At 58.4% G+C, this 18,948-nt stretch carries 31 protein-coding genes; 30 read left to right on the forward strand and 1 reads right to left on the reverse strand.

The annotated features are described in order from the left end of the window. The first annotated feature begins 240 nt into the window (after nt 1-240). From rpsJ to rplQ, 28 genes are all read left to right on the forward strand, one after another. Nucleotides 241-552, forward strand: a complete 312-nt coding sequence (gene rpsJ / locus BTO32_RS03900) for a 30S ribosomal protein S10 (RefSeq protein WP_004580743.1) — start codon at nt 241-243, stop codon at nt 550-552. 74 nt (nt 553-626) lie between these two features. After that, nucleotides 627-1,265 (forward strand): 50S ribosomal protein L3, encoded by a 639-nt coding sequence (gene rplC, locus BTO32_RS03905; protein WP_076723148.1) that lies wholly within the window; start codon nt 627-629, stop codon nt 1,263-1,265. Between the two features lie 11 nt (nt 1,266-1,276). Further along, on the forward strand, nt 1,277-1,882 hold the full coding sequence (gene rplD / locus BTO32_RS03910) for a 50S ribosomal protein L4 (protein ID WP_076723149.1): 606 nt from the start codon (nt 1,277-1,279) through the stop codon (nt 1,880-1,882). Further along, nucleotides 1,879-2,172 (forward strand): 50S ribosomal protein L23, encoded by a 294-nt coding sequence (gene rplW / locus BTO32_RS03915; protein WP_076723150.1) that lies wholly within the window; start codon nt 1,879-1,881, stop codon nt 2,170-2,172. The genes rplD and rplW overlap by 4 nt, the downstream gene beginning before the upstream one ends. A gap of 17 nt (nt 2,173-2,189) precedes the next feature. Then, on the forward strand, nt 2,190-3,017 hold the full coding sequence (gene rplB / locus BTO32_RS03920; protein WP_076723151.1) for a 50S ribosomal protein L2: 828 nt from the start codon (nt 2,190-2,192) through the stop codon (nt 3,015-3,017). Between the two features lie 23 nt (nt 3,018-3,040). Next, complete coding sequence (gene rpsS / locus BTO32_RS03925) at nt 3,041-3,316, forward strand: 30S ribosomal protein S19 (protein WP_076723152.1); 276 nt, start codon at nt 3,041-3,043, stop codon at nt 3,314-3,316. Nucleotides 3,317-3,332: 16 nt separating this feature from the next. Continuing rightward, the gene (gene rplV / locus BTO32_RS03930; protein ID WP_076723153.1) at nt 3,333-3,665 is read left to right on the forward strand and encodes a 50S ribosomal protein L22; all 333 of its coding nucleotides are present in this window, start codon (nt 3,333-3,335) and stop codon (nt 3,663-3,665) included. Between the two features lie 11 nt (nt 3,666-3,676). Further along, nucleotides 3,677-4,360, forward strand: a complete 684-nt coding sequence (gene rpsC / locus BTO32_RS03935; RefSeq protein ID WP_076723154.1) for a 30S ribosomal protein S3 — start codon at nt 3,677-3,679, stop codon at nt 4,358-4,360. A 12-nt stretch (nt 4,361-4,372) separates the two neighbouring features. Beyond that, complete coding sequence (rplP, locus tag BTO32_RS03940) at nt 4,373-4,786, forward strand: 50S ribosomal protein L16 (protein WP_076723155.1); 414 nt, start codon at nt 4,373-4,375, stop codon at nt 4,784-4,786. Then, nucleotides 4,786-4,977, forward strand: a complete 192-nt coding sequence (rpmC, locus tag BTO32_RS03945; protein WP_076723156.1) for a 50S ribosomal protein L29 — start codon at nt 4,786-4,788, stop codon at nt 4,975-4,977. Before rplP ends, rpmC begins: the two co-directional genes overlap by 1 nt. 1 nt (nt 4,978) lies before the next feature. Then, entirely contained in the window at nt 4,979-5,245 is a 267-nt protein-coding gene (gene rpsQ / locus BTO32_RS03950; RefSeq protein WP_076723157.1) for a 30S ribosomal protein S17, read from the forward strand. 18 nt (nt 5,246-5,263) lie between these two features. Then, nucleotides 5,264-5,632, forward strand: a complete 369-nt coding sequence (gene rplN / locus BTO32_RS03955; RefSeq protein ID WP_076723158.1) for a 50S ribosomal protein L14 — start codon at nt 5,264-5,266, stop codon at nt 5,630-5,632. Between the two features lie 17 nt (nt 5,633-5,649). Next, nucleotides 5,650-5,970: a 50S ribosomal protein L24 gene (gene rplX / locus BTO32_RS03960; RefSeq protein ID WP_076723159.1), complete on the forward strand. Its 321-nt coding sequence runs from the start codon at nt 5,650-5,652 to the stop codon at nt 5,968-5,970. Nucleotides 5,971-5,985: 15 nt separating this feature from the next. Continuing rightward, nucleotides 5,986-6,525 (forward strand): 50S ribosomal protein L5, encoded by a 540-nt coding sequence (gene rplE, locus BTO32_RS03965; protein ID WP_076723160.1) that lies wholly within the window; start codon nt 5,986-5,988, stop codon nt 6,523-6,525. 12 nt (nt 6,526-6,537) lie between these two features. Then, entirely contained in the window at nt 6,538-6,843 is a 306-nt protein-coding gene (rpsN, locus tag BTO32_RS03970; RefSeq protein WP_076723161.1) for a 30S ribosomal protein S14, read from the forward strand. 89 nt (nt 6,844-6,932) lie between these two features. Further along, nucleotides 6,933-7,325, forward strand: a complete 393-nt coding sequence (gene rpsH, locus BTO32_RS03975) for a 30S ribosomal protein S8 (protein WP_076723162.1) — start codon at nt 6,933-6,935, stop codon at nt 7,323-7,325. Nucleotides 7,326-7,334: 9 nt separating this feature from the next. Continuing rightward, nucleotides 7,335-7,868: a 50S ribosomal protein L6 gene (gene rplF / locus BTO32_RS03980; RefSeq protein ID WP_076723163.1), complete on the forward strand. Its 534-nt coding sequence runs from the start codon at nt 7,335-7,337 to the stop codon at nt 7,866-7,868. A gap of 9 nt (nt 7,869-7,877) precedes the next feature. Beyond that, nucleotides 7,878-8,225, forward strand: coding sequence for a 50S ribosomal protein L18 (rplR, locus tag BTO32_RS03985; RefSeq protein ID WP_076723164.1), 348 nt, complete (start codon nt 7,878-7,880; stop codon nt 8,223-8,225). Nucleotides 8,226-8,237: 12 nt separating this feature from the next. Continuing rightward, nucleotides 8,238-8,738 (forward strand): 30S ribosomal protein S5, encoded by a 501-nt coding sequence (gene rpsE, locus BTO32_RS03990; protein ID WP_076723165.1) that lies wholly within the window; start codon nt 8,238-8,240, stop codon nt 8,736-8,738. 4 nt (nt 8,739-8,742) lie between these two features. Continuing rightward, entirely contained in the window at nt 8,743-8,931 is a 189-nt protein-coding gene (rpmD, locus tag BTO32_RS03995; RefSeq protein ID WP_076723166.1) for a 50S ribosomal protein L30, read from the forward strand. A gap of 1 nt (nt 8,932) precedes the next feature. Further along, nucleotides 8,933-9,367 carry a 50S ribosomal protein L15 gene (rplO, locus tag BTO32_RS04000; RefSeq protein WP_076723167.1) on the forward strand — a complete coding sequence of 145 codons (435 nt, stop codon included), beginning with the start codon at nt 8,933-8,935 and terminating at the stop codon, nt 9,365-9,367. Nucleotides 9,368-9,384: 17 nt separating this feature from the next. Further along, entirely contained in the window at nt 9,385-10,707 is a 1,323-nt protein-coding gene (secY, locus tag BTO32_RS04005; RefSeq protein ID WP_076723168.1) for a preprotein translocase subunit SecY, read from the forward strand. Nucleotides 10,708-10,737: 30 nt separating this feature from the next. After that, nucleotides 10,738-10,851, forward strand: a complete 114-nt coding sequence (gene rpmJ / locus BTO32_RS04010) for a 50S ribosomal protein L36 (protein ID WP_004580765.1) — start codon at nt 10,738-10,740, stop codon at nt 10,849-10,851. Nucleotides 10,852-10,996: 145 nt separating this feature from the next. Further along, entirely contained in the window at nt 10,997-11,353 is a 357-nt protein-coding gene (gene rpsM / locus BTO32_RS04015; RefSeq protein ID WP_076723169.1) for a 30S ribosomal protein S13, read from the forward strand. Nucleotides 11,354-11,366: 13 nt separating this feature from the next. Next, nucleotides 11,367-11,756 (forward strand): 30S ribosomal protein S11, encoded by a 390-nt coding sequence (gene rpsK, locus BTO32_RS04020; protein ID WP_076723170.1) that lies wholly within the window; start codon nt 11,367-11,369, stop codon nt 11,754-11,756. Nucleotides 11,757-11,774: 18 nt separating this feature from the next. Further along, nucleotides 11,775-12,395: a 30S ribosomal protein S4 gene (gene rpsD, locus BTO32_RS04025; protein ID WP_076723171.1), complete on the forward strand. Its 621-nt coding sequence runs from the start codon at nt 11,775-11,777 to the stop codon at nt 12,393-12,395. A 35-nt stretch (nt 12,396-12,430) separates the two neighbouring features. Continuing rightward, nucleotides 12,431-13,435 (forward strand): DNA-directed RNA polymerase subunit alpha, encoded by a 1,005-nt coding sequence (locus tag BTO32_RS04030; protein ID WP_076723172.1) that lies wholly within the window; start codon nt 12,431-12,433, stop codon nt 13,433-13,435. Between the two features lie 33 nt (nt 13,436-13,468). Continuing rightward, nucleotides 13,469-13,864 (forward strand): 50S ribosomal protein L17, encoded by a 396-nt coding sequence (gene rplQ, locus BTO32_RS04035; protein ID WP_076723173.1) that lies wholly within the window; start codon nt 13,469-13,471, stop codon nt 13,862-13,864. A gap of 63 nt (nt 13,865-13,927) precedes the next feature. Here the strand turns inward: rplQ and uvrA are convergent, their stop codons facing one another. Continuing rightward, nucleotides 13,928-16,753, reverse strand: coding sequence for an excinuclease ABC subunit UvrA (uvrA, locus tag BTO32_RS04040; protein WP_076723174.1), 2,826 nt, complete (start codon nt 16,751-16,753; stop codon nt 13,928-13,930). 189 nt (nt 16,754-16,942) lie between these two features. Between uvrA and BTO32_RS04045 the strand changes: the two genes are divergently transcribed. Then, nucleotides 16,943-18,313, forward strand: a complete 1,371-nt coding sequence (locus BTO32_RS04045) for an MFS transporter (protein WP_076723175.1) — start codon at nt 16,943-16,945, stop codon at nt 18,311-18,313. Between the two features lie 56 nt (nt 18,314-18,369). Further along, nucleotides 18,370-18,900: a single-stranded DNA-binding protein gene (ssb, locus tag BTO32_RS04050; RefSeq protein ID WP_076723176.1), complete on the forward strand. Its 531-nt coding sequence runs from the start codon at nt 18,370-18,372 to the stop codon at nt 18,898-18,900. Nucleotides 18,901-18,948 lie beyond the last annotated feature (48 nt).

An 18,948-nucleotide genomic window follows, 5' to 3' on the forward strand; every position in this document is an offset into this window, starting at 1 on the left:
TGGCCGTACCGTGGGTGCCGGCGTGGTCTCCAAGGTTATTGAGTGATCCCGGTCACTCACGCCTGAACAAAAGGGGCTGATTCTTCAGCCCCTTTTCTGTTCCGGCCGCTGAACGACATAGGTACTTGACCCGGTCAAGCAGCCAGGCTGTTGACAGGGTTGAGTATTATGCATACAATGCGGCTCCTTTTTTTGAAGGTCGGCTAAACAGTAGCTGCTACGAGTGGAGTTTGGTGCATCATGCAAAGCCAAAAAATTCGAATTCGGTTGAAGGCGTTTGACTATCGCCTGATCGACCAGTCCACGCAGGAGATCGTCGATACCGCCAAGCGGACAGGCGCTCAGGTGCGTGGCCCGATTCCTCTGCCGACGCGGAAGGAAAAGTACACCGTTCTGATCTCCCCGCATGTCAACAAGGATGCGCGCGATCAGTACGAGATCCGTACTCACAAGCGTCTGCTCGACATCGTTGAGCCGACGGAGAAGACAGTAGATGCTCTGATGAAGCTGGACCTGGCAGCAGGTGTAGACGTTCAGATCAGCCTCGGCTAATGCGTCCGCATTAGTCTGTGTAACTGTCATAAGGCCATAGAGGGTGAGAGCCCCGTACACTTAAGAGGTGAACCATGGCAATTGGTGTTGTCGGTCGCAAGGCCGGTATGACCCGTATTTTTATGGAAGACGGGCGTGCAGTGCCCGTAACGGTAATTGAGGTTGAGCCCAACCGCATTACCCAGCTGAAAACTCTCGAAAATGATGGATACCGGGCGGTTCAGGTGACCGTGGGTACCCGTCGTGCCTCCCGTGTAACCAAGGCGGAAGCCGGTCATTTTGCCAAAGCCGGCGTTGAGGCCGGTCGTGGCGTCTGGGAATTCCGGCTGGCTGAAGGCGAAGGTGAAGGTCTGGAGCTCGGCGCCGAGATCAATGCCTCCATCTTCGAGGAAGGTCAGCTGATCGACGCAACTGGTCAATCCAAGGGTAAGGGTTTCCAGGGCGGCGTTAAGCGCTGGAATTTCTCTATGCAAGACGCAACCCACGGTAACTCCCTGTCGCACCGGGCTCCGGGTTCCATCGGCCAGAACCAGACTCCGGGTCGTGTATTCAAGGGTAAGAAGATGGCGGGCCAGATGGGCAATGCGCGGGTTACCGTGCAGAACCTGAAAGTTGTCCGTGTCGACGCCGAGCGCAACCTGCTGCTGGTAAGTGGTGCCGTCCCCGGCGCAACTGGCGGCGATGTTGTCATCAAGCCTGCAGTTAAAGCCTGAGGAGCGGTGCGATGGAATTGACTATTACCGGTAGCGGCAAGGAAATTTCAGTTTCCGACGCTGCATTTGCCAAAGATTTCAACGAGTCTCTGGTGCACCAGGTGGTGACTGCCTATATGGCGGCTGGACGCCAGGGTACCAAGGCTCAGAAGACTCGGTCCGAGGTCAGCGGTGGTGGCAAGAAGCCCTGGCGGCAAAAGGGCACCGGCCGTGCCCGCGCGGGTACCATTCGTAGCCCGATCTGGCGCTCTGGTGGTGTTGCCTTTGCAGCCAAGCCCCGCGATTACGCCCAGAAAGTGAACCGCAAGATGTATCGGGCGGCCATGCGCTCCATTTTCTCCGAGCTGGTGCGTCAGGAGCGTCTGGTCGTGGTCGAGGATCTGAGCGTCGAAGCTCCGAAGACCAAGCTGTTCAATGCCAAGCTCAAGGATCTCGGTGTGTCCAATGCGCTGATCGTTGCCGAGAGCGTGGAAGAGAATCTGCACCTGGCGTCCCGCAATATCCCGCACGTTGATGTTCGTGATGTTGCCGGTCTCGACCCGGTCAGTCTGGTGGCCTTCGAGAACGTCGTGGTGACTGTTCCCGCTCTGAAGAAGATCGAGGAGATGCTGGGATGAATCAGGAACGTATCTACAAGGTCCTGTTGGGGCCGCACGTATCAGAAAAAGCGTCTCTGGCAGCAGAGCGTGGTCAGGTCGTGTTCCGTGTCGCGCCTGACGCCACCAAGCCGGAGATCAAGAAGGCCGTTGAGCAGTTGTTCAACGTCAAGGTAGAGGGTGTTCAGGTTCTGAACCGCAAGGGTAAGGTCAAGCGCACTATCCGCGGGTTCGGCAAACGTAATGACGTTCGCAAGGCTTATGTCAAGCTGGCGGAAGGTCAGAACATCGATTTTATGGATGTGGAATAAGGTAAAGGGGTCGTAATATGCCGATCGTCAAAACCAAGCCAACATCTGCCGGACGCCGCCACGTTGTAAAGGTTTACAACCCGGATCTCCATAAGGGGCGCCCCTACGAGCCGTTGGTAGAGACTCTGACCAAGACGGGTGGTCGTAACCACTTTGGTCGCATCACCACTCGTCATATCGGTGGTGGTCACAAGCGCCACTACCGGATCATTGACTTCAAGCGGACCAAAGATGGTATCCCGGCGGTCATCGAGCGCTTGGAATACGATCCGAACCGCTCTGCGCACATTGCCCTGCTGAAGTACGCCGATGGCGAGCGTCGTTACATCATCGCTCCCAAGGGTATGAAAGTGGGTGACCAAGTGCGCTCCGGCGTCGACGCGCCGATCAAGGTGGGCTCCACGCTGCCGCTCCGGAATATTCCGGTCGGTTCCGTGATCCATTGCGTCGAACTGAAGCCTGGCAAAGGTGCCCAGCTGGCTCGCTCCGCGGGCGCATCCGTACAGCTGGTAGCTCGGGAAGGGGCATATGCCACTATCCGCCTGCGCTCAGGTGAAATGCGTAAGGTGCTTGTAGATTGCCGTGCCACGCTGGGCGAAGTGTCCAACAGCGAGCACAGCCTCAAGCAACTTGGTAAAGCGGGTGCATCACGTTGGCGCGGCAAACGGCCAACAGTACGTGGTGTTGCTATGAACCCAGTTGACCACCCGCATGGTGGTGGTGAAGGGCGTACCTCTGGCGGACGTCACCCGGTTACTCCGTGGGGTGTTCCGACCAAAGGGCATAAGACTCGTAAGAACAAGCGTACTGACAAGATGATAGTACGTCGTCGTTCGGCCAAGTAAACGACTACATAGAGGTAATTGCTGTGCCACGTTCTTTGAAGAAAGGTCCCTTTATAGACCTGCATCTGTTGAAGAAGGTCGAGGCAGCTCTGGAAGCGAATGACAAGCGGCCGATCAAAACTTGGTCCCGCCGGTCGACGATCTTCCCGGAGATGGTAGGCCTGACCATTGCAGTCCACAACGGCAAGCAGCACGTGCCGGTTTATGTCACCGAAGACATGGTTGGGCATAAACTGGGTGAGTTCGCGGCAACGCGTACTTTCCGTGGTCATGCGGCCGACAAGAAAGCTAAACGCTGATTGTGAGGTAAAAGAAATGGAAGTAGCAGCCAAGTACAAGGGCGCTCGCCTCTCAGCTCAGAAAGCACGTCTTGTCGCTGACCAGGTGCGCGGCAAGACCGTTGAGGATGCCCTGAACATTTTGACTTTCAGCCCAAAAAAGGCAGCCGTGGTCATCAAGAAAGCGCTTGAGTCCGCGATTGCCAATGCTGAGCACAACGAAGGTCTTGACGTGGATGACCTGCGGGTGTCCACCATCATGGTGGACGAAGGGCCGACGCTCAAGCGGATCAAGGCTCGGGCCAAGGGGCGCGCTGACCGTATTCTCAAGCGCACCTGTCATATCACCGTCAAGGTCGCCGACAAGTAGGAGATGCTCAGATGGGTCATAAAGTAAATCCAACCGGCATTCGTCTGGGTGTGATCAAAGAGCACAACTCAGTCTGGTATGCCGAGAAGAAGAACTACGCGAAAAACCTGCTGAATGACATCCAGGTTCGCGAGTTTCTGGAAAAGCGCCTGGAAAAGGCGTCTGTCAGCAAGATCGTGATTGAGCGCCCGGCTCAGAACGCCCGGATCACGATCCATACCGCCCGTCCCGGCATCGTGATCGGGAAAAAGGGTGAGGATGTTGACCGTCTGCGTCGCGAAGTCAGCGACATGATGGGTGTGCCCGTGCACATCAACATCGAAGAGGTCCGCAAGCCGGATCTGGATGCTCGTTTGGTGGCACAGAACGTCGCTGGCCAGCTCGAGCGTCGCGTGATGTTCCGTCGTGCCATGAAGCGTGCCGTTCAGAACGCCATGCGTCAGGGTGCCAAGGGCATCAAGATCCAGGTGGGCGGTCGTCTCGGGGGTGCCGAGATCGCACGTTCCGAGTGGTATCGTGAAGGTCGCGTGCCTCTGCACACACTGCGTGCAGACATCGACTACGCAACCTACGAAGCGCATACCACCTACGGGGTCATCGGTGTCAAGGTATGGATCTTCAAAGGTGAGATTCTTGGTGGTATGGAGCAGGTCCGTGCTGACAAGAAAGCCTCTGGGAAGAAAGGTTCTAAGTAAAGGGGCACTCTAATGCTGCAACCAAAACGCACCAAATTCCGCAAGGTACAGAAGGGCCGTAACACCGGCCTGGCTCACCGCGCCAACAAGGTCAGCTTCGGTGAGTACGGATTGAAGGCGACCAGCCGTGGGCGTATAACGGCTCGCCAAATCGAAGCGGCGCGTCGGACCATGACCCGCCGCATCAAGCGGGGCGGCAAGATCTGGATCCGGGTGTTCCCGGACAAGCCGATCACCGGCAAGCCCCTGGAAGTACGTATGGGTAAAGGTAAAGGTTCTGTCGAGTACTGGGTCGCCGAGATCCAGCCTGGCCGGATGCTCTATGAGATGGAAGGTGTGCCCGAGGAAGTGGCACGCGAAGCCTTCACGCTCGCGGCGGCCAAACTGCCGGTACAGACCACCTTTGTAACGAGGACGGTGATGTGATGAAAGCAACAGAGCTGCGTGAAAAGTCAGTCGAGGAGCTGAACCAGGAGCTGATCTCTCTCCTGAAGGAGCAGTTCAACCTGCGCATGCGTAAGGCGACGGGTCAGCTGAATCAGACTCACCTTCTCGGCAAGGTGAAGCGGGACATTGCCCGTGTCAAAACCGTATTGAATGAAAAGGCAGGACAGTGACATGACCGAAGCTACCCAAACTGCCAGAACTCTGAGCGGCAAGGTCGTGAGCAACAAGATGGACAAGTCCATCGTGGTTCTGGTCGAGCGTCAGGTAAAGCATCCGCTGTATGGCAAGTACGTGAAGCGCTCTACCAAAATCCACGCTCACGATGAGAATAATCAGTGCAACATCGGTGACATCGTAACCATTCAGGAAACCCGCCCGGTCTCCAAGACCAAAAGCTGGACCCTGGTGGAAGTTACCGAGCGTGCATCCAAGGTGTAATTCGCCCGGAGAACTACCATGATTCAGACTCAAACCATGCTTGAAGTCGCGGACAACAGCGGTGCACGCCAGGTCCAGTGCATCAAGGTCCTGGGCGGTTCACACCGGCGGTACGCCAGCGTTGGCGATATCATCAAGGTGACCGTCAAGGAGGCCATCCCCCGCGGCAAGGTGAAGAAGGGCCAGGTCCTCAAGGCCGTCGTCGTGCGTACCCGTAAGGGCGTGCGTCGGCCGGACGGTTCGCTGATCCGTTTCGACGGTAACGCAGCGGTACTTCTGAACAACCAGGACGCACCGATTGGTACCCGTATCTTCGGACCGGTTACCCGTGAACTGCGTAGCGAAAAGTTCATGAAGATTATCTCACTGGCACCCGAAGTACTTTAAAGGACCAGAGGCCGGTTATGAAAAAGATCAAACGCGATGACGAAGTAATCGTCACCACCGGGAAAGACAAGGGCAAACGTGGTAAAGTCCTGAAAGTCCTGGCTGATGGCCGTGTGATTGTTTCTGGCGTGAACATGGTCAAGAAGCACACCAAGCCGAACCCGATGCTGGGCACTCCAGGTGGTATCGTCGAAAAAGAAGCACCTATCCAGGTTTCCAACGTGGCTATTTTCAATCCGCAGACCGGCAAAGCCGATCGCGTGGGCTTCCTGATCAAGGAAGACGGCGCCAAGGTGCGGATTTTCAAGTCCACGAAAGAAGCCGTCGATAACCAGTAAGCGGTGGTGGTTACGATGCTGAACAGTAAAGAGCTATACGTGAAGGAAGTGGTACCCGCCCTGCAGAAAGAGTTCGGTTACAAGAACGTGATGCAGGTACCGCGTATCGAGAAGATCACCCTGAACATGGGGGTCGGCGAAGCGGTTGGCGATAAAAAGCTGATCGAAAACGCGGTGGCGGATCTTGAGCGGCTGGCCGGTCAAAAGCCGGTGGTCACTCGCGCTCGCAAGTCCGTTGCGGGCTTTAAAATCCGTGAAGGCTGGCCGATCGGCTGTAAGGTCACGCTGCGCGGCGAGCGCATGTGGGACTTCTTCGATCGCCTGATTCACATCGCGGTGCCCCGTATCCGGGACTTCCGTGGTCTGAATCCGAAGTCCTTCGATGGTCGTGGAAACTACAGCATGGGTGTGCGTGAGCAGATCATCTTCCCGGAGATTGACTACGACAAAGTCGACAAGATCCGCGGTCTGGATATCACCATCACCACCACTGCCGAAACCGACGACGAAGGTCGTGAACTGCTGAAAGCCTTCGGCTTTCCGTTCAAGAAATAAGGGACGAATGCAATGGCTAAGGTTTCCATGAAAAACCGCGAGCTCAAGCGTGAGAAACTGGTTGCGAAATACGCCGCCAAGCGCGCCGAGCTCAAGGCAATTATCAAAAACCCGAACACCAGCGATGAAGAGCGTTGGGAAGCTCAGATGAAGCTGCAGAAGCTTCCTCGTGATGCCAGCCCGTCCCGCCTTCGGAATCGTTGCCAGGTGACTGGTCGTCCCCATGGCGTTCTGCGCAAGTTCGAACTGTCCCGAATCAAGCTTCGGGAGTACGGCATGCGTGGTGACGTACCGGGCCTGACCAAGGCAAGCTGGTAAAGATAGGCCGCCTGACTTCGGTCAGGTGCCTGTTGGTAAGCGGTGCGGCGAGCCGCTGCACAACTAAAAAGATCAGGAGCCTCATACCGATGAGTATGCAAGACACGCTTGCGGATATGTTCACTCGTATCCGTAATGCCCAGATGGCGTCCAAAGCAGAAGTGACGATGCCGTCTTCCAAAATGAAGGTCTCCGTGGCCCAGGTCCTGAAGGACGAAGGCTACGTTGAGGATTTTTCCGTTTCAGCCGATGCGAAGCCCGAGCTGACCATCACTCTGAAATATTTCGGCGGCAAGCCGGTTATTGAAGAGATCAAGCGGGTTAGTCGCCCGAGCCTGCGCCAGTACAAAGGCGTAGGGGAGCTGCCGAAAGTAGCCGGTGGTCTGGGGGTCGCGATTGTCTCAACGTCCAAGGGCGTTATGACAGACCGCGCTGCGCGTGCCGCGGGCGTGGGTGGCGAAGTCATCTGCACCGTATTCTAGGAGATCGACATGTCCAGGGTTGCCAATAATCCTGTCGTGCTGCCTTCCGGTGTTGAGGTTAAGCTGAACGGACAGGAAATCAGTGTGAAGGGCTCCAAGGGAGCGCTTCAGTTCACCATTCACAGTGCGGTGGAAGTGAAGCAGGAAGAGAACGTGCTCCGCTTCGCTCCCCGCGATGGCGCCAAGCAGTCCCGCGCGCTTGCCGGTACCACCCGTGCCCTCGTTAACAACATGGTTACCGGGGTATCTCAGGGTTGGGAGCGTCGACTGATGCTGACCGGCGTGGGTTACCGTGCGCAGGCACAGGGCAAGAAGCTCAATCTGACTCTGGGTTTCTCCCATCCGGTCGAGTATGAGCTGCCTGAGGGGATCACTGCGGAAACCCCGTCCAACACGGAAGTGGTTATCCGTGGTATCGACAAGCAACAGGTTGGCCAGGTCGCTGCCGAAATCCGCGCGTTCCGTCCGCCCGAGCCGTACAAGGGCAAAGGTGTGCGTTATGCGGATGAGCAGGTCAGACGCAAAGAAGCCAAGAAGAAATAAGGCGGGACTATGAGCGCGAATATTGAAAGATTGCGTCGCGCACGCAAAGTGCGCATGAAGATCCGTGAGCTGGGTACCCATCGGCTGTGTGTGCACCGCACGCCGCGTCACATGTACGCCCAGATCACGACCGCAGATGGCAGCAAGGTGCTGGCCTCTGCCTCCACGTTGGATAAGGAGCTGCGCCAGGGTGCGACCGGTAACGTGGAAGCTGCCAAGAAGGTAGGCAAGCTGATTGCAGAGCGTGCCAAGGCAGTGGGTGTTGAAAAGGTCGCTTTTGACCGTTCCGGGTACCGTTATCACGGGCGTGTCCAGGCGCTGGCCGACGCCGCTCGTGAAGCTGGCTTGCAATTCTAAGAGGTGGAGAAGATGAGCGTTAATGATCAGAAGGCGCCTGAGCTCCAGGAAAGGCTGGTTCAGGTCAACCGGGTCGCCAAGGTCGTCAAGGGTGGCCGGATTTTCGCCTTTACAGCACTGACGGTCGTCGGTGACGGTAAAGGCCGTGTGGGATTCGGTCGCGGCAAGGCCCGTGAGGTACCGGTTGCGATCCAGAAAGCCATGGAAGCAGCCCGGAAAAACATGGTGGACGTGGCGCTGAACGGCACCACGCTGCAGTATCCGGTGAAAGCCCAGCACGGCGGCTCCAAGGTGTACATGCAGCCGGCTTCCGAGGGTACCGGGATCATCGCCGGCGGTGCGATGCGCGCGGTGCTGGAAGTGGCGGGTGTCCAGAACGTACTCTCCAAGTGCTACGGGTCGACCAACCCGGTGAACGTGGTACGTTCCACCATCAAGGGTCTCCAGGCCATGAAGGCGCCTGAAGACGTGGCAGCCAAGCGCGGTAAATCCGTCGAAGAGATTCTGGGTTGAAGTCATGGCGAACGCGAAAACAATCAAGGTTACACTGACCCGCAGCCCTATCAGCTGTCAGCCCAAGCACAAACTGTGCGTCAAGGGCCTGGGTCTTCGTAAAATCGGTCAGACCGTGGAGCTGGAGGATACTCCTTCCGTCCGCGGCATGATCAACCGGGTAAACTACCTGGTTCGGGTTGAGGAGAACTGAGATGCGTCTTAACGAACTTGCTCCGGAACCCGGTTCACGTCCGTCCGCCAAGCGGGTGGGTCGTGGTATCGGAAGCGGTCTCGGAAAAACCGGTGGTCGCGGCCACAAAGGTCTGAAATCCCGTTCGGGTGGCAAGGTCGCGCCCGGCTTCGAGGGTGGTCAGCAGCCTCTGGCCCGTCGTCTGCCGAAATTCGGCTTTACCTCTCGTCAGCAACGGTACGTGGCGGAAATCCGCCTGAACGAGCTGACCAAGGTGGACGGCGACCTGGTGGATCTGGAAGCCCTGAAGAAAGCCGACGTGATCCGTGAGGAAATCCGCGAAGCCAAGGTGATTCTGTCCGGGGAACTGGATCGGGCCGTCACCGTCAAAGGCCTGCGGGTCACCAAAGGGGCACGCGAGGCAATTGTCGCCGCGGGCGGTAAAGTCGAGGACTAAGGCAAGTCGAGGACTAGATGGCCAAGACAGCATCATTGCCGGCAGGAATGGGAAAAGGGCTTGCGGAGCTTCGCTCCCGGCTCTGGTTTGTCTTCCTGGCGCTACTGGTATATCGGGTGGGAGCCCATATCCCCGTGCCGGGAATCAATCCTGACCGGTTGGCGGCACTGTTTGAGCAGAATCAGGGCACAATCCTGAGCATGTTCAACATGTTCTCCGGTGGTGCGCTTGAGCGGATGAGTATCTTCGCGCTTGGCATCATGCCGTACATTTCCGCCTCGATTATCATGCAGCTCATGACTGCGGTCAGTCCGCAGCTTGAGCAGCTGAAAAAAGAGGGCGAAGCCGGGCGTCGGAAAATCAGCCAGTACACCCGCTACGGCACGGTGATCCTGGCCCTGGTGCAGGGCTTCGGTATATCCGTTGGTCTGGCCTCCCAGGGGGTGACCTTCACCGACAGCTTCAGCTTCCATTTCGTGGCGGTGGTGTCGTTCGTGTGTGGCGCCGTCTTCATGATGTGGTTGGGTGAGCAGATCACCGAGCGTGGCGTAGGTAACGGCATCTCGCTGTTGATCTTTGCCGGTATCGTGGCCGGGCTCCCCGGAGCCATCGGCCAGACGCTTGAGCAGGCGCGCAACGGTGAAATGAGCCTGCTGGTGGTGCTTGGTATCGGCGTGCTGGCGGTTGCTGTCATCGGCTTCGTGGTCTTTATGGAGCGGGGGCAGCGTCGGTTGACGATCAACTACGCCAAGCGGCAGCAGGGTCGTCGGATGTTTGCCCAGCAGTCCAGTCATCTGCCCTTGAAGGTGAATATGGCCGGCGTGATTCCGCCCATCTTCGCCTCTTCCATTCTGCTGTTCCCAGCGTCGCTGGGGCAGTGGTTTGGTCAGGGTGAGGGCATGGAGTGGCTGAGCGATATTTCCCAGGCGTTGGCGCCGAGCCAGCCTTTGTACATCATTCTGTTTGCAGCGGCAGTTGTGTTCTTCTGCTTCTTCTATACGGCGCTGATGTACAACCCGAAGGAAGTCGCGGACAACCTCAAGCGCTCCGGCGCCTTTATTCCCGGCATCCGTCCCGGTGAGCAAACGTCCAAGTACATCGATGGCGTGCTGACTCGTCTGACGCTGTTCGGTGCAATGTACATTACAGCAGTGTCGCTGTTTCCCCAGTTCCTGATGGTGGCCGGCAATGTGCCGTTCTACCTTGGGGGAACCTCACTGCTGATTGTGGTAGTCGTGGTGATGGATTTCATGGCGCAGGTTCAGTCGCACCTGATGTCGCATCAGTATGAATCGCTGATGAAGAAGTCCAATCTCAAGGGCTATGGTCGGAACGGTTGAGGCCGTTCCCCTCGAAAACTGGAGTGGACCATGAAAGTACGCGCTTCGGTAAAGAAAATTTGCCGTAACTGCAAAGTAATTCGTCGCAATGGCTCGGTTCGGGTCATTTGCACGGAACCTCGCCATAAGCAGCGCCAGGGCTGATCCCTGCCGGGACCCAAGGTCTGCGCTGTACAGAGGGCTGCGAGATGGTAGCGCTTGACTCAATCCCGAGTCAGGCGCTATTATTTCGCGCCCTTTTTGTGGCGGAAAATTCACACAGCAAAGCTTTGAACGCGGAGTAATTTGGATGGCACGTATAGCCGGTGTCAATATACCCGACAACAAACATGCTGTTATCTCGCTGACCTATATCTATGGGATCGGCCGGACGACAGCGCAAAAGCTTTGCGATGCAACCGGCGTCAAGCCGGACGTCAAGGTCAAGGACCTGAGCGACGAGCAGCTTGAGGCACTTCGTACTGAAGTGGGCAAGTTTACCGTCGAGGGCGATCTGCGTCGTGAAGTACAGATGAACATCAAGCGTTTGAAGGATCTCGGTTGCTACCGTGGTCTGCGCCATCGTCATGGCCTCCCGGTCCGTGGCCAGCGCACCAAGACCAATGCGCGCACCCGCAAAGGTCCTCGCAAACCGATTCGCAAGTAACAGGTAGGCAAACATGGCAAAGCCAGGTACACGTACCCGTAAAAAGGTGAAAAAGACGGTTGTTGATGGCGTCGCTCACATCCATGCGTCCTTCAACAACACTATCGTGACCATTTCGGACCGTCAGGGCAACGTCCTGTCCTGGGCCACCGCCGGTGGTTCCGGTTTCCGCGGTTCACGTAAAAGTACACCTTTTGCTGCGCAGGTAGCAGCTGAAAGAGCCGGTAACGCGGCTGCTGAATACGGCCTTAAAAACCTGGACGTAGAGGTTAAGGGTCCTGGGCCCGGACGGGAATCTGCCGTGCGCGCGCTGAACGCGTGTGGCTTCAAGATTACCAATATCACTGATGTGACGCCGATTCCTCATAACGGCTGTCGTCCGCCCAAGAAGCGCCGCGTCTAACACAGGAGACAGTGAAATATGGCTCGTTACATAGGCCCGAAGTGCAAGCTGTCTCGTCGTGAAGGGACAGATCTTTTTCTGAAGAGCGGCGTTCGCGCGCTCGATTCCAAGTGCAACATCGAGACTCCGCCGGGTATGCACGGCGCGCGTCGCGGTCGTCTGTCCGAATACGGCGTACAGCTTCGTGAAAAGCAAAAAGTCCGCCGCATTTACGGCGTGCTGGAGAAGCAGTTCCGCAATTACTACAAAGAGGCCGCCCGCCAAAAGGGTGCGACCGGTGAAAACCTGTTGCGCCTGCTGGAAGGCCGTCTGGATAACGTTGTCTATCGCATGGGCTTTGGTTCTACCCGTGCAGAAGCTCGTCAGCTCGTGTCTCACAAGGCGATTCTCGTCAATGGCAAGACGGTGAACATTCCGTCTTACCAGGTCAAGCCGGGCGACGTCGTGAGCGTACGGGACAAAGCCAAGAACCAGCTGCGTGTCAAAGGCGCCCTGGAGCTGGCGGCAAGCCGCGCTCCGGTCAGCTGGGTTGAGGTTGACGCCAACAAGATGTCCGGTGTTTTCAAGGCGGTGCCCGAGCGCACTGAACTGCCGGCGGACATCAACGAGAACCTCATCGTCGAGCTTTACTCCAAGTAAAGCCCAGTAAGCAACGACAGCAGATAGGGGCGTCTATGCAGCGTTCAGTACATGAGTTATTGACACCTCGTACCATTGACGTAAAAGAGTTTAGCGCCACGCATGCCAAGGTGACGTTGGAACCTCTGGAAAGGGGCTTTGGCCATACCCTGGGCAGTGCGCTGCGGCGCATTCTCTTGTCTTCGATGCCGGGCTGCGCCATTACTGAAGCGCAGATTGATGGAGTCCTGCACGAGTACAGCGCCATTGAAGGGGTCCAGGAAGACGTTATTGAGATTCTGCTGAATCTCAAGGGCGTTGCCGTGAAGATGAACGGTCGGGATGAGTCTGAGCTGACACTCAGCAAGAAAGGTCCCGGTGTTGTGACCGCAGGGGATATCAAGCTTGACCACGACGTCGAAATCGCCAATCCGGATCATGTGATCTGTCATCTGAGCGAAAACGGCGAAGTGAACATGCGCCTGCGCGTCGCGCGTGGCCGGGGCTATGAGCCCGCTGACCAGCGTGGCCTTGACGAGGACGAAACTCGCGCCATCGGACGCCTCCAGCTGGACGCGACCTTCAGCCCCGTTCGCCGTGTCGCCTACTCGGTGGAAAGCGCCCGGGTGGAACAGCGGACGGACCTGGACAAGCTGGTGATTGACCTGGAGACCAACGGTACGATCGACCCCGAAGAAGCGATTCGTCGGGCCGCGACCATTCTCCAGCAGCAACTGGCGGTGTTTGTCGATTTCGATCACGAGAAAGAGCCGGAACGAGTAGAGGAAGAGGAGGAAATCGATCGGATTCTGCTGCGGCCGGTGGATGATCTGGAATTGACCGTGCGTTCAGCAAACTGCCTGAAGGCTGAAAACATTTACTACATCGGCGATCTGATCCAGCGCACAGAAGTGGAGCTGCTGAAGACGCCTAACCTTGGCAAGAAGTCGCTGACCGAGATCAAGGACGTTCTGGCGTCCCGTGGTCTGTCTCTGGGTATGCGGCTTGACAACTGGCCCCCGGCTAGCCTGCGCGGCGATGACCGGGTTCTGGGCGGTTGATCGCCGATTAGTTTAAGGTAAGGAATCAGAGCAATGCGTCATCGTAAGAGTGGTCGTAAGTTCAACAGGACCAGCGCGCATCGCAAGGCCATGTTCCGTAACATGACCGCGTCGCTGGTTGAGCACGAGCTGATCAAAACGACTCTCCCGAAAGCCAAAGAGCTGCGTCGGGTGGCAGAGCCGTTGATCACGCTGTCCAAAACGGATTCGGTCGCGAACCGTCGCCTGGCGTTTGCCCGCCTGCGCAACGACGCGGCGGTCGCCAAGCTTTTCGACGAGCTGGGGCCCCGCTACAGCGACCGTCCGGGTGGTTATCTTCGCATCCTGAAGTGCGGTTACCGTGCCGGTGACAATGCGCCCATGGCGTATGTCGAGCTGGTCGGTCGTCCGATGGATGTGGACGCCGAAGAGATTGACGACGAAGAGTAAGTTCGCGCTTCGCGGTCATCCAAAAAAGCCGGAGGGAAACCTCCGGCTTTTTTGTTGCCCGTGTCAGGCGTCGCCAAGCAGGGGCTTGAGGTAACGACCGGTATGGGAGTCGGGGTGTTCGGCAACCTCTTCCGGCGTGCCTTCGGCGATGATGCGCCCGCCTCCGGAGCCGCCTTCCGGACCGAGATCCACGATCCAGTCCGCCGTCTTGATCACGTCCAGGTTGTGCTCGATTACCACGATGGTGTTGCCGTGGTCTCGCAGGCGCTGGAGGACGTTGAGCAGCTGTTGGATATCATAGAAATGCAGGCCCGTGGTCGGCTCGTCCAGGATATAAAGCGTTTTACCGGTATCCCGTTTGGACAGCTCCTTCGCCAGTTTGACCCGCTGGGCCTCGCCACCGGATAGGGTGACGGCACTCTGGCCAAGCCGGATATAGGACAGCCCGACGTCGATGAGCGTTTGCAGCTTGCGGGCAATGAACGGCACGGGGTCAAAGAATTCCCGAGCCTCCTCCACGGTCATTTCGAGCACTTCGTGAATGTTTTTGCCCTTGTACCGGACCTCCAGGGTTTCCCGGTTGTAACGCTTGCCCTTGCAGACGTCGCAAGGTACGTAGATGTCGGGCAGAAAGTGCATTTCGACCTTGATGACGCCGTCGCCCTGACAGGCTTCGCAGCGGCCCCCTTTGACGTTGAAGGAGAAACGCCCAGGCTTGTAGCCACGGGAGCGTGCCTCCTGAGTGCCCGCGAACAGTTCCCGTATGGGAGTGAACAGGCCGGTGTAGGTTGCCGGGTTCGATCGTGGGGTCCGCCCGATGGGACTTTGGTCGATGTCGATGACCTTGTCCAGGTGCTCCAGTCCCTCGATGGCGTGGTAAGGGGCGTGGCCCAGAGTGCTTGCCTTGTTCAGTTTGGCGGCGACAACCGGGTACAGCGTGCCATTGATCAGGGTAGACTTGCCCGAGCCTGAGACACCGGTAATGCAGGTCATCACGCCCAGTGGCAGCGTGAGCGTGACACCCTGGAGGTTATTGCCGGAGGCTCCCCTGAGCACAAGCTGTTTGCCCGAACCGGTGTTGCGCTCGGCGGGCACCATGATTTTCCGGCGTCCACTCAGGTACTGGCCGGTCAGGGAATCGGGGTTGCCGATGATCTGTTCGGGGGAGCCCTGAGCCACGACCCGGCCGCCATGCACGCCCGCCCCTGGGCCAATGTCGATGATATGGTCGGCGGCGCGGATGGCGTCTTCGTCGTGCTCGACCACGATGACGGTGTTGCCAAGGTCTCGCAGGTGGGTCAAGGTGGCCAGCAGGCGATCGTTGTCACGCTGGTGCAGACCAATGGACGGCTCGTCGAGGATGTACATGACGCCGACCAGGCCGGCACCGATCTGGCTGGCCAGGCGGATGCGTTGGGCCTCGCCGCCGGAAAGCGTGTCGGCACTGCGTTCCAGCGTCAGGTATTCAAGACCGACGTTGACCAGAAATTTCAAGCGCTCCCGGACTTCCTTGAGAATCTTTTCGGCAATTTCGCCTTTGCGGCCCGGCAGGGTCAGGTTCTGGAAGTATTCGTAGGCTTCCCCCACGGGCAGTCGGGTAATGTCCGGCAGGTTGCGGTCTCCGATAAAGACATGGCGCGCGCTTCGGCGTAGCCGGGAGCCGCCGCAGTCCTTGCAGGGTTGGGTGCTGAGGTTCCGTGCCAGTTCCTCTCGCATACTCTGGGAGTCCGTTTCCCGATAGCGCCGTTCCAGATTGGGAATGATGCCCTCGAACGGATGGGCCTTCTCCATGATATGGCCCCGGGAATTGACGTAGCGAAAGGGGATGTCTTCGTCTCCCGAACCATAGAGCAGTATGTTGCGAAACGACTCCGGCAGATCGAGCCAGGGCGTATCCAGGTCGACGCCGTAGTGTTCCGCAACGCTGGAGATCATCTGGAAGTAGTACACGGCACGCCGGTCCCACCCCTTGATGGCGCCTTCGGCGAGCGTGGCCTCCGGGTGCTGAATGATTTTTTCCGGGTCGAAGAACTGCCGTACGCCCAGGCCGTCACAAGTAGGGCAGGCGCCGGCGGGGTTGTTAAAGGAAAACAGGCGCGGTTCAAGCTCGCTGAGAGAGTAGCCGCACTGGGTACAGGCGAAACGGGCGGAGAAGGTGTGCTCATGCTCCGACTCGTCCATGGCAGCGACCAAGGCAAGACCGTCGGCCAGCTCCAGCGCTGTTTCGAAACTCTCGGCCAGTCGCTGTTCCAGGCCGGGCTTGACCTTGAATCGATCCACCACCACGTCGATCCGGTGCTTTCGTTTCTTGTCGAGCGGGGGGATGTCGTCAATGTCATATACGGTGCCATCCACCCGCAGCCGAATGAACCCCTGGCTGCGCATGGCCTCGATGACCTGGAGGTGTTCTCCCTTGCGGTCACGAACCACCGGGGCCAGGATCATCAGGCGGCTGCCTTCCGGCATGGCCAGAACCTGGTCTACCATCTGGCTGACGGTCTGCGCTTCAAGGGGCTGACCGTGGTCGGGACAGCGCGGCTCCCCCGCCCGGGCAAACAGCAGGCGCAGGTAGTCGTAGATTTCGGTGATGGTGCCCACGGTCGAGCGCGGGTTGTGGGAGGTGGACTTCTGCTCAATGGAAATGGCCGGGGACAGTCCTTCGATGTGGTCCACGTCCGGCTTCTCCATCATCGAAAGGAATTGCCGCGCATAAGTGGACAGCGACTCCACGTAACGGCGTTGTCCTTCGGCGTATAGGGTATCGAACGCGAGCGAGGATTTGTCCGAGCCGGACAGGCCGGTGATGACGATCAGCTTGTCCCGCGGCATGTCCAGGTCGATATTTTTCAGATTGTGGGTGCGAGCGCCCTTGATCTGGATGCGGTCCATAACCCCCTCTCTACGGAAGCAAAACGGCAAGTATACCGTGTTCACCGGGTGGCGGTGAAACGATGAGGGCCCGGAATTCTCCCGGTCCCTCGGGGGTGGCCTTTCTGTTACAATGCGCGACCTGCGGCGATCCTGCTGGTGGTTTGTCGTGACCTGTTAACACTTTCCCGCTTTGAGGTTGCCATTGTCATGAATGCGCTGGAAAGACGTTCCGTGGCCGCGCTGGCATCTGTCTACGCCATGCGGATGCTTGGCCTGTTCATGGTCATGCCGGTCTTCGTGCTTCTGGGGGAAGGCCTTCAGGGCGCCACTCCGGCCCTCCTGGGACTGGCCATTGGCGCTTACGGCCTGAGTCAGGCGCTGTTGCAGATTCCGTTTGGCCTGCTGTCCGACCGGGTGGGGCGCAAGCCGATGATCTACCTGGGGTTGCTGTTGTTTGCTGGCGGCAGCCTGCTGGCCGGGGCGGCGGATTCGATCTACCTGGTGATCGCCGGGCGCATGTTACAAGGCGCCGGCGCCATTGCCAGTGTGCTCATGGCGTTGCTGAGCGACTTGACCCGGGAGGAAGAGCGCACCAAGGCCATGGCCGTCGTGGGTATGTCGATCGGCGTGTCGTTTTCCGTATCGCTGGTGCTCGGGCCGGTGCTGGGGTCGCTCTGGGGGTTGTCCGGCCTGTTTTATGTCACGGCCGGGCTGGCCCTGGTGGCCCTGGTGATCGTAGGGCGGGTGGTGCCCACGCCGCGTCAGCACAAGGCCAGCGCCGATGCCTTGCCCGCGCGGCAGATGCTGGTCCGGGTGTTGACCGAAGGCCGCCTGCTGCGCCTCGATTTTGGCATTTTCGCCCTGCACCTGGTGCTGACGTCGCTGTTTCTGGTGGTTCCGGTTTTTCTCGAGCAGCGTCTGGGGCTGGCGGGCAGCGACCACTGGTGGTTTTATCTGTCGGTGATGGCGACCTCTTTCTTTGCCATGGTGCCCTTTATCATCATTGGTGAAAAGAAACGCAAGATGAAGGCCGTGCTGTGCGGTGCGGTGGCGCTGCTGACGCTGTCGGCCGCCGCGCTGCTGCTGTCCGGACACAGTCTGGTGGGCACCTGGGCGGTGTTGTTCGCCTTCTTCATGGCGTTCAACCTGCTCGAGGCCACATTGCCGTCGCTGGTCAGTAAGGAAGCGCCGGCGGCGGGCAAGGGGGCCGCTATGGGGGTGTATTCCACCTCACAGTTCCTGGGTGCGTTTATCGGTGGTGCCCTGGGAGGGCTGTTGCAGGAGTCTGTGGGCATCCCGGGGGTCATCGGTTTGATGGTTCTGGTGCTGCTGAGCTGGCTCGTGGTTGCGCTTACCATGCCGGCGCCAGGTTACACGACGAGTTTCGTGGTACAGTTGAAAGAAGCGGCTGACGGCAGTTATGGGGCGGTCGATCAGTGCCTGCGGGGGTTGCCCGGGGTTCAGGACGTGGTCATCCTGAAAGATGAAGCCACCGCTTACCTGAAGGTGGATCGGCAGCATTTTGATGAGCAGTCGCTTGCAGGCTTGGCGTTTGTCCGGCAGGGTAGCAATTCTTGAATCCGGAAACCGGCACGGACGGCTGGTTTTCCCTTTAACACAGTCAGGAGTGAACAATGGCGCGAGGCGTAAACAAGGTCATTCTCATCGGGAATCTGGGGCAGGACCCGGAAACCCGTTACACCCCGAATGGAAATGCCGTGGTGAACCTGAATCTGGCGACCGACGAAAGTTATAAGGATCGCCAGACCGGTCAGATGGTGCCCCGGACCGAATGGCACCGGGTGGTATTGTTTGGCAAGGTGGCGGAAGTCGCCGGCCAGTATCTGCGCAAGGGCTCCAAGGTCTATATCGAGGGGCGGTTGCAGACCCGCAAATGGCAGGGGCAGGACGGCCAGGACCGTTACACCACCGAGGTGGTGGTTGATATGAATGGCCAGATGCAAATGCTCGACAGCCGGGGCGACAGCGGAATGGGCCAGGGCAGTGCGCCGGCGGGCCGGCCGCAGTCATCCGGGTACGGTGGCGGCCAGCCTTCCCAGGGTGCGCCCGCCCAGTCCAGTGCTCCCTCCGGGGGGTACAGTCAGCCGTCTCAGGGAAGCATGCCTGAGCCGGTCGACGACTTTGATGACGACATTCCGTTCTGAGTGCAATCCGTGTATTGACTGAGCGCAGCAGGCCCCCGGTGCCCGACG

Source organism: Marinobacter lutaoensis, assembly GCF_001981305.1.
GTDB lineage: Bacteria > Pseudomonadota > Gammaproteobacteria > Pseudomonadales > Oleiphilaceae > Marinobacter > Marinobacter lutaoensis.

Coding starts and splice junctions, on each gene's coding strand:
- rpsJ (WP_004580743.1), top strand. CDS start 241: ATGCAAAGCCAAAAAATTCGAATTCGGTTGAAGGCGTTTGACTATCGC.
- rplC (WP_076723148.1), top strand. CDS start 627: ATGGCAATTGGTGTTGTCGGTCGCAAGGCCGGTATGACCCGTATTTTT.
- rplD (WP_076723149.1), top strand. CDS start 1,277: ATGGAATTGACTATTACCGGTAGCGGCAAGGAAATTTCAGTTTCCGAC.
- rplW (WP_076723150.1), top strand. CDS start 1,879: ATGAATCAGGAACGTATCTACAAGGTCCTGTTGGGGCCGCACGTATCA.
- rplB (WP_076723151.1), top strand. CDS start 2,190: ATGCCGATCGTCAAAACCAAGCCAACATCTGCCGGACGCCGCCACGTT.
- rplV (WP_076723153.1), top strand. CDS start 3,333: ATGGAAGTAGCAGCCAAGTACAAGGGCGCTCGCCTCTCAGCTCAGAAA.
- rpsC (WP_076723154.1), top strand. CDS start 3,677: ATGGGTCATAAAGTAAATCCAACCGGCATTCGTCTGGGTGTGATCAAA.
- rplP (WP_076723155.1), top strand. CDS start 4,373: ATGCTGCAACCAAAACGCACCAAATTCCGCAAGGTACAGAAGGGCCGT.
- rpmC (WP_076723156.1), top strand. CDS start 4,786: ATGAAAGCAACAGAGCTGCGTGAAAAGTCAGTCGAGGAGCTGAACCAG.
- rpsQ (WP_076723157.1), top strand. CDS start 4,979: ATGACCGAAGCTACCCAAACTGCCAGAACTCTGAGCGGCAAGGTCGTG.
- rplN (WP_076723158.1), top strand. CDS start 5,264: ATGATTCAGACTCAAACCATGCTTGAAGTCGCGGACAACAGCGGTGCA.
- rplX (WP_076723159.1), top strand. CDS start 5,650: ATGAAAAAGATCAAACGCGATGACGAAGTAATCGTCACCACCGGGAAA.
- rplE (WP_076723160.1), top strand. CDS start 5,986: ATGCTGAACAGTAAAGAGCTATACGTGAAGGAAGTGGTACCCGCCCTG.
- rpsN (WP_076723161.1), top strand. CDS start 6,538: ATGGCTAAGGTTTCCATGAAAAACCGCGAGCTCAAGCGTGAGAAACTG.
- rpsH (WP_076723162.1), top strand. CDS start 6,933: ATGAGTATGCAAGACACGCTTGCGGATATGTTCACTCGTATCCGTAAT.
- rplF (WP_076723163.1), top strand. CDS start 7,335: ATGTCCAGGGTTGCCAATAATCCTGTCGTGCTGCCTTCCGGTGTTGAG.
- rplR (WP_076723164.1), top strand. CDS start 7,878: ATGAGCGCGAATATTGAAAGATTGCGTCGCGCACGCAAAGTGCGCATG.
- rpsE (WP_076723165.1), top strand. CDS start 8,238: ATGAGCGTTAATGATCAGAAGGCGCCTGAGCTCCAGGAAAGGCTGGTT.
- rpmD (WP_076723166.1), top strand. CDS start 8,743: ATGGCGAACGCGAAAACAATCAAGGTTACACTGACCCGCAGCCCTATC.
- rplO (WP_076723167.1), top strand. CDS start 8,933: ATGCGTCTTAACGAACTTGCTCCGGAACCCGGTTCACGTCCGTCCGCC.
- secY (WP_076723168.1), top strand. CDS start 9,385: ATGGCCAAGACAGCATCATTGCCGGCAGGAATGGGAAAAGGGCTTGCG.
- rpmJ (WP_004580765.1), top strand. CDS start 10,738: ATGAAAGTACGCGCTTCGGTAAAGAAAATTTGCCGTAACTGCAAAGTA.
- rpsM (WP_076723169.1), top strand. CDS start 10,997: ATGGCACGTATAGCCGGTGTCAATATACCCGACAACAAACATGCTGTT.
- rpsK (WP_076723170.1), top strand. CDS start 11,367: ATGGCAAAGCCAGGTACACGTACCCGTAAAAAGGTGAAAAAGACGGTT.
- rpsD (WP_076723171.1), top strand. CDS start 11,775: ATGGCTCGTTACATAGGCCCGAAGTGCAAGCTGTCTCGTCGTGAAGGG.
- BTO32_RS04030 (WP_076723172.1), top strand. CDS start 12,431: ATGCAGCGTTCAGTACATGAGTTATTGACACCTCGTACCATTGACGTA.
- rplQ (WP_076723173.1), top strand. CDS start 13,469: ATGCGTCATCGTAAGAGTGGTCGTAAGTTCAACAGGACCAGCGCGCAT.
- uvrA (WP_076723174.1), bottom strand. CDS start 16,753: ATGGACCGCATCCAGATCAAGGGCGCTCGCACCCACAATCTGAAAAAT.
- BTO32_RS04045 (WP_076723175.1), top strand. CDS start 16,943: ATGAATGCGCTGGAAAGACGTTCCGTGGCCGCGCTGGCATCTGTCTAC.
- ssb (WP_076723176.1), top strand. CDS start 18,370: ATGGCGCGAGGCGTAAACAAGGTCATTCTCATCGGGAATCTGGGGCAG.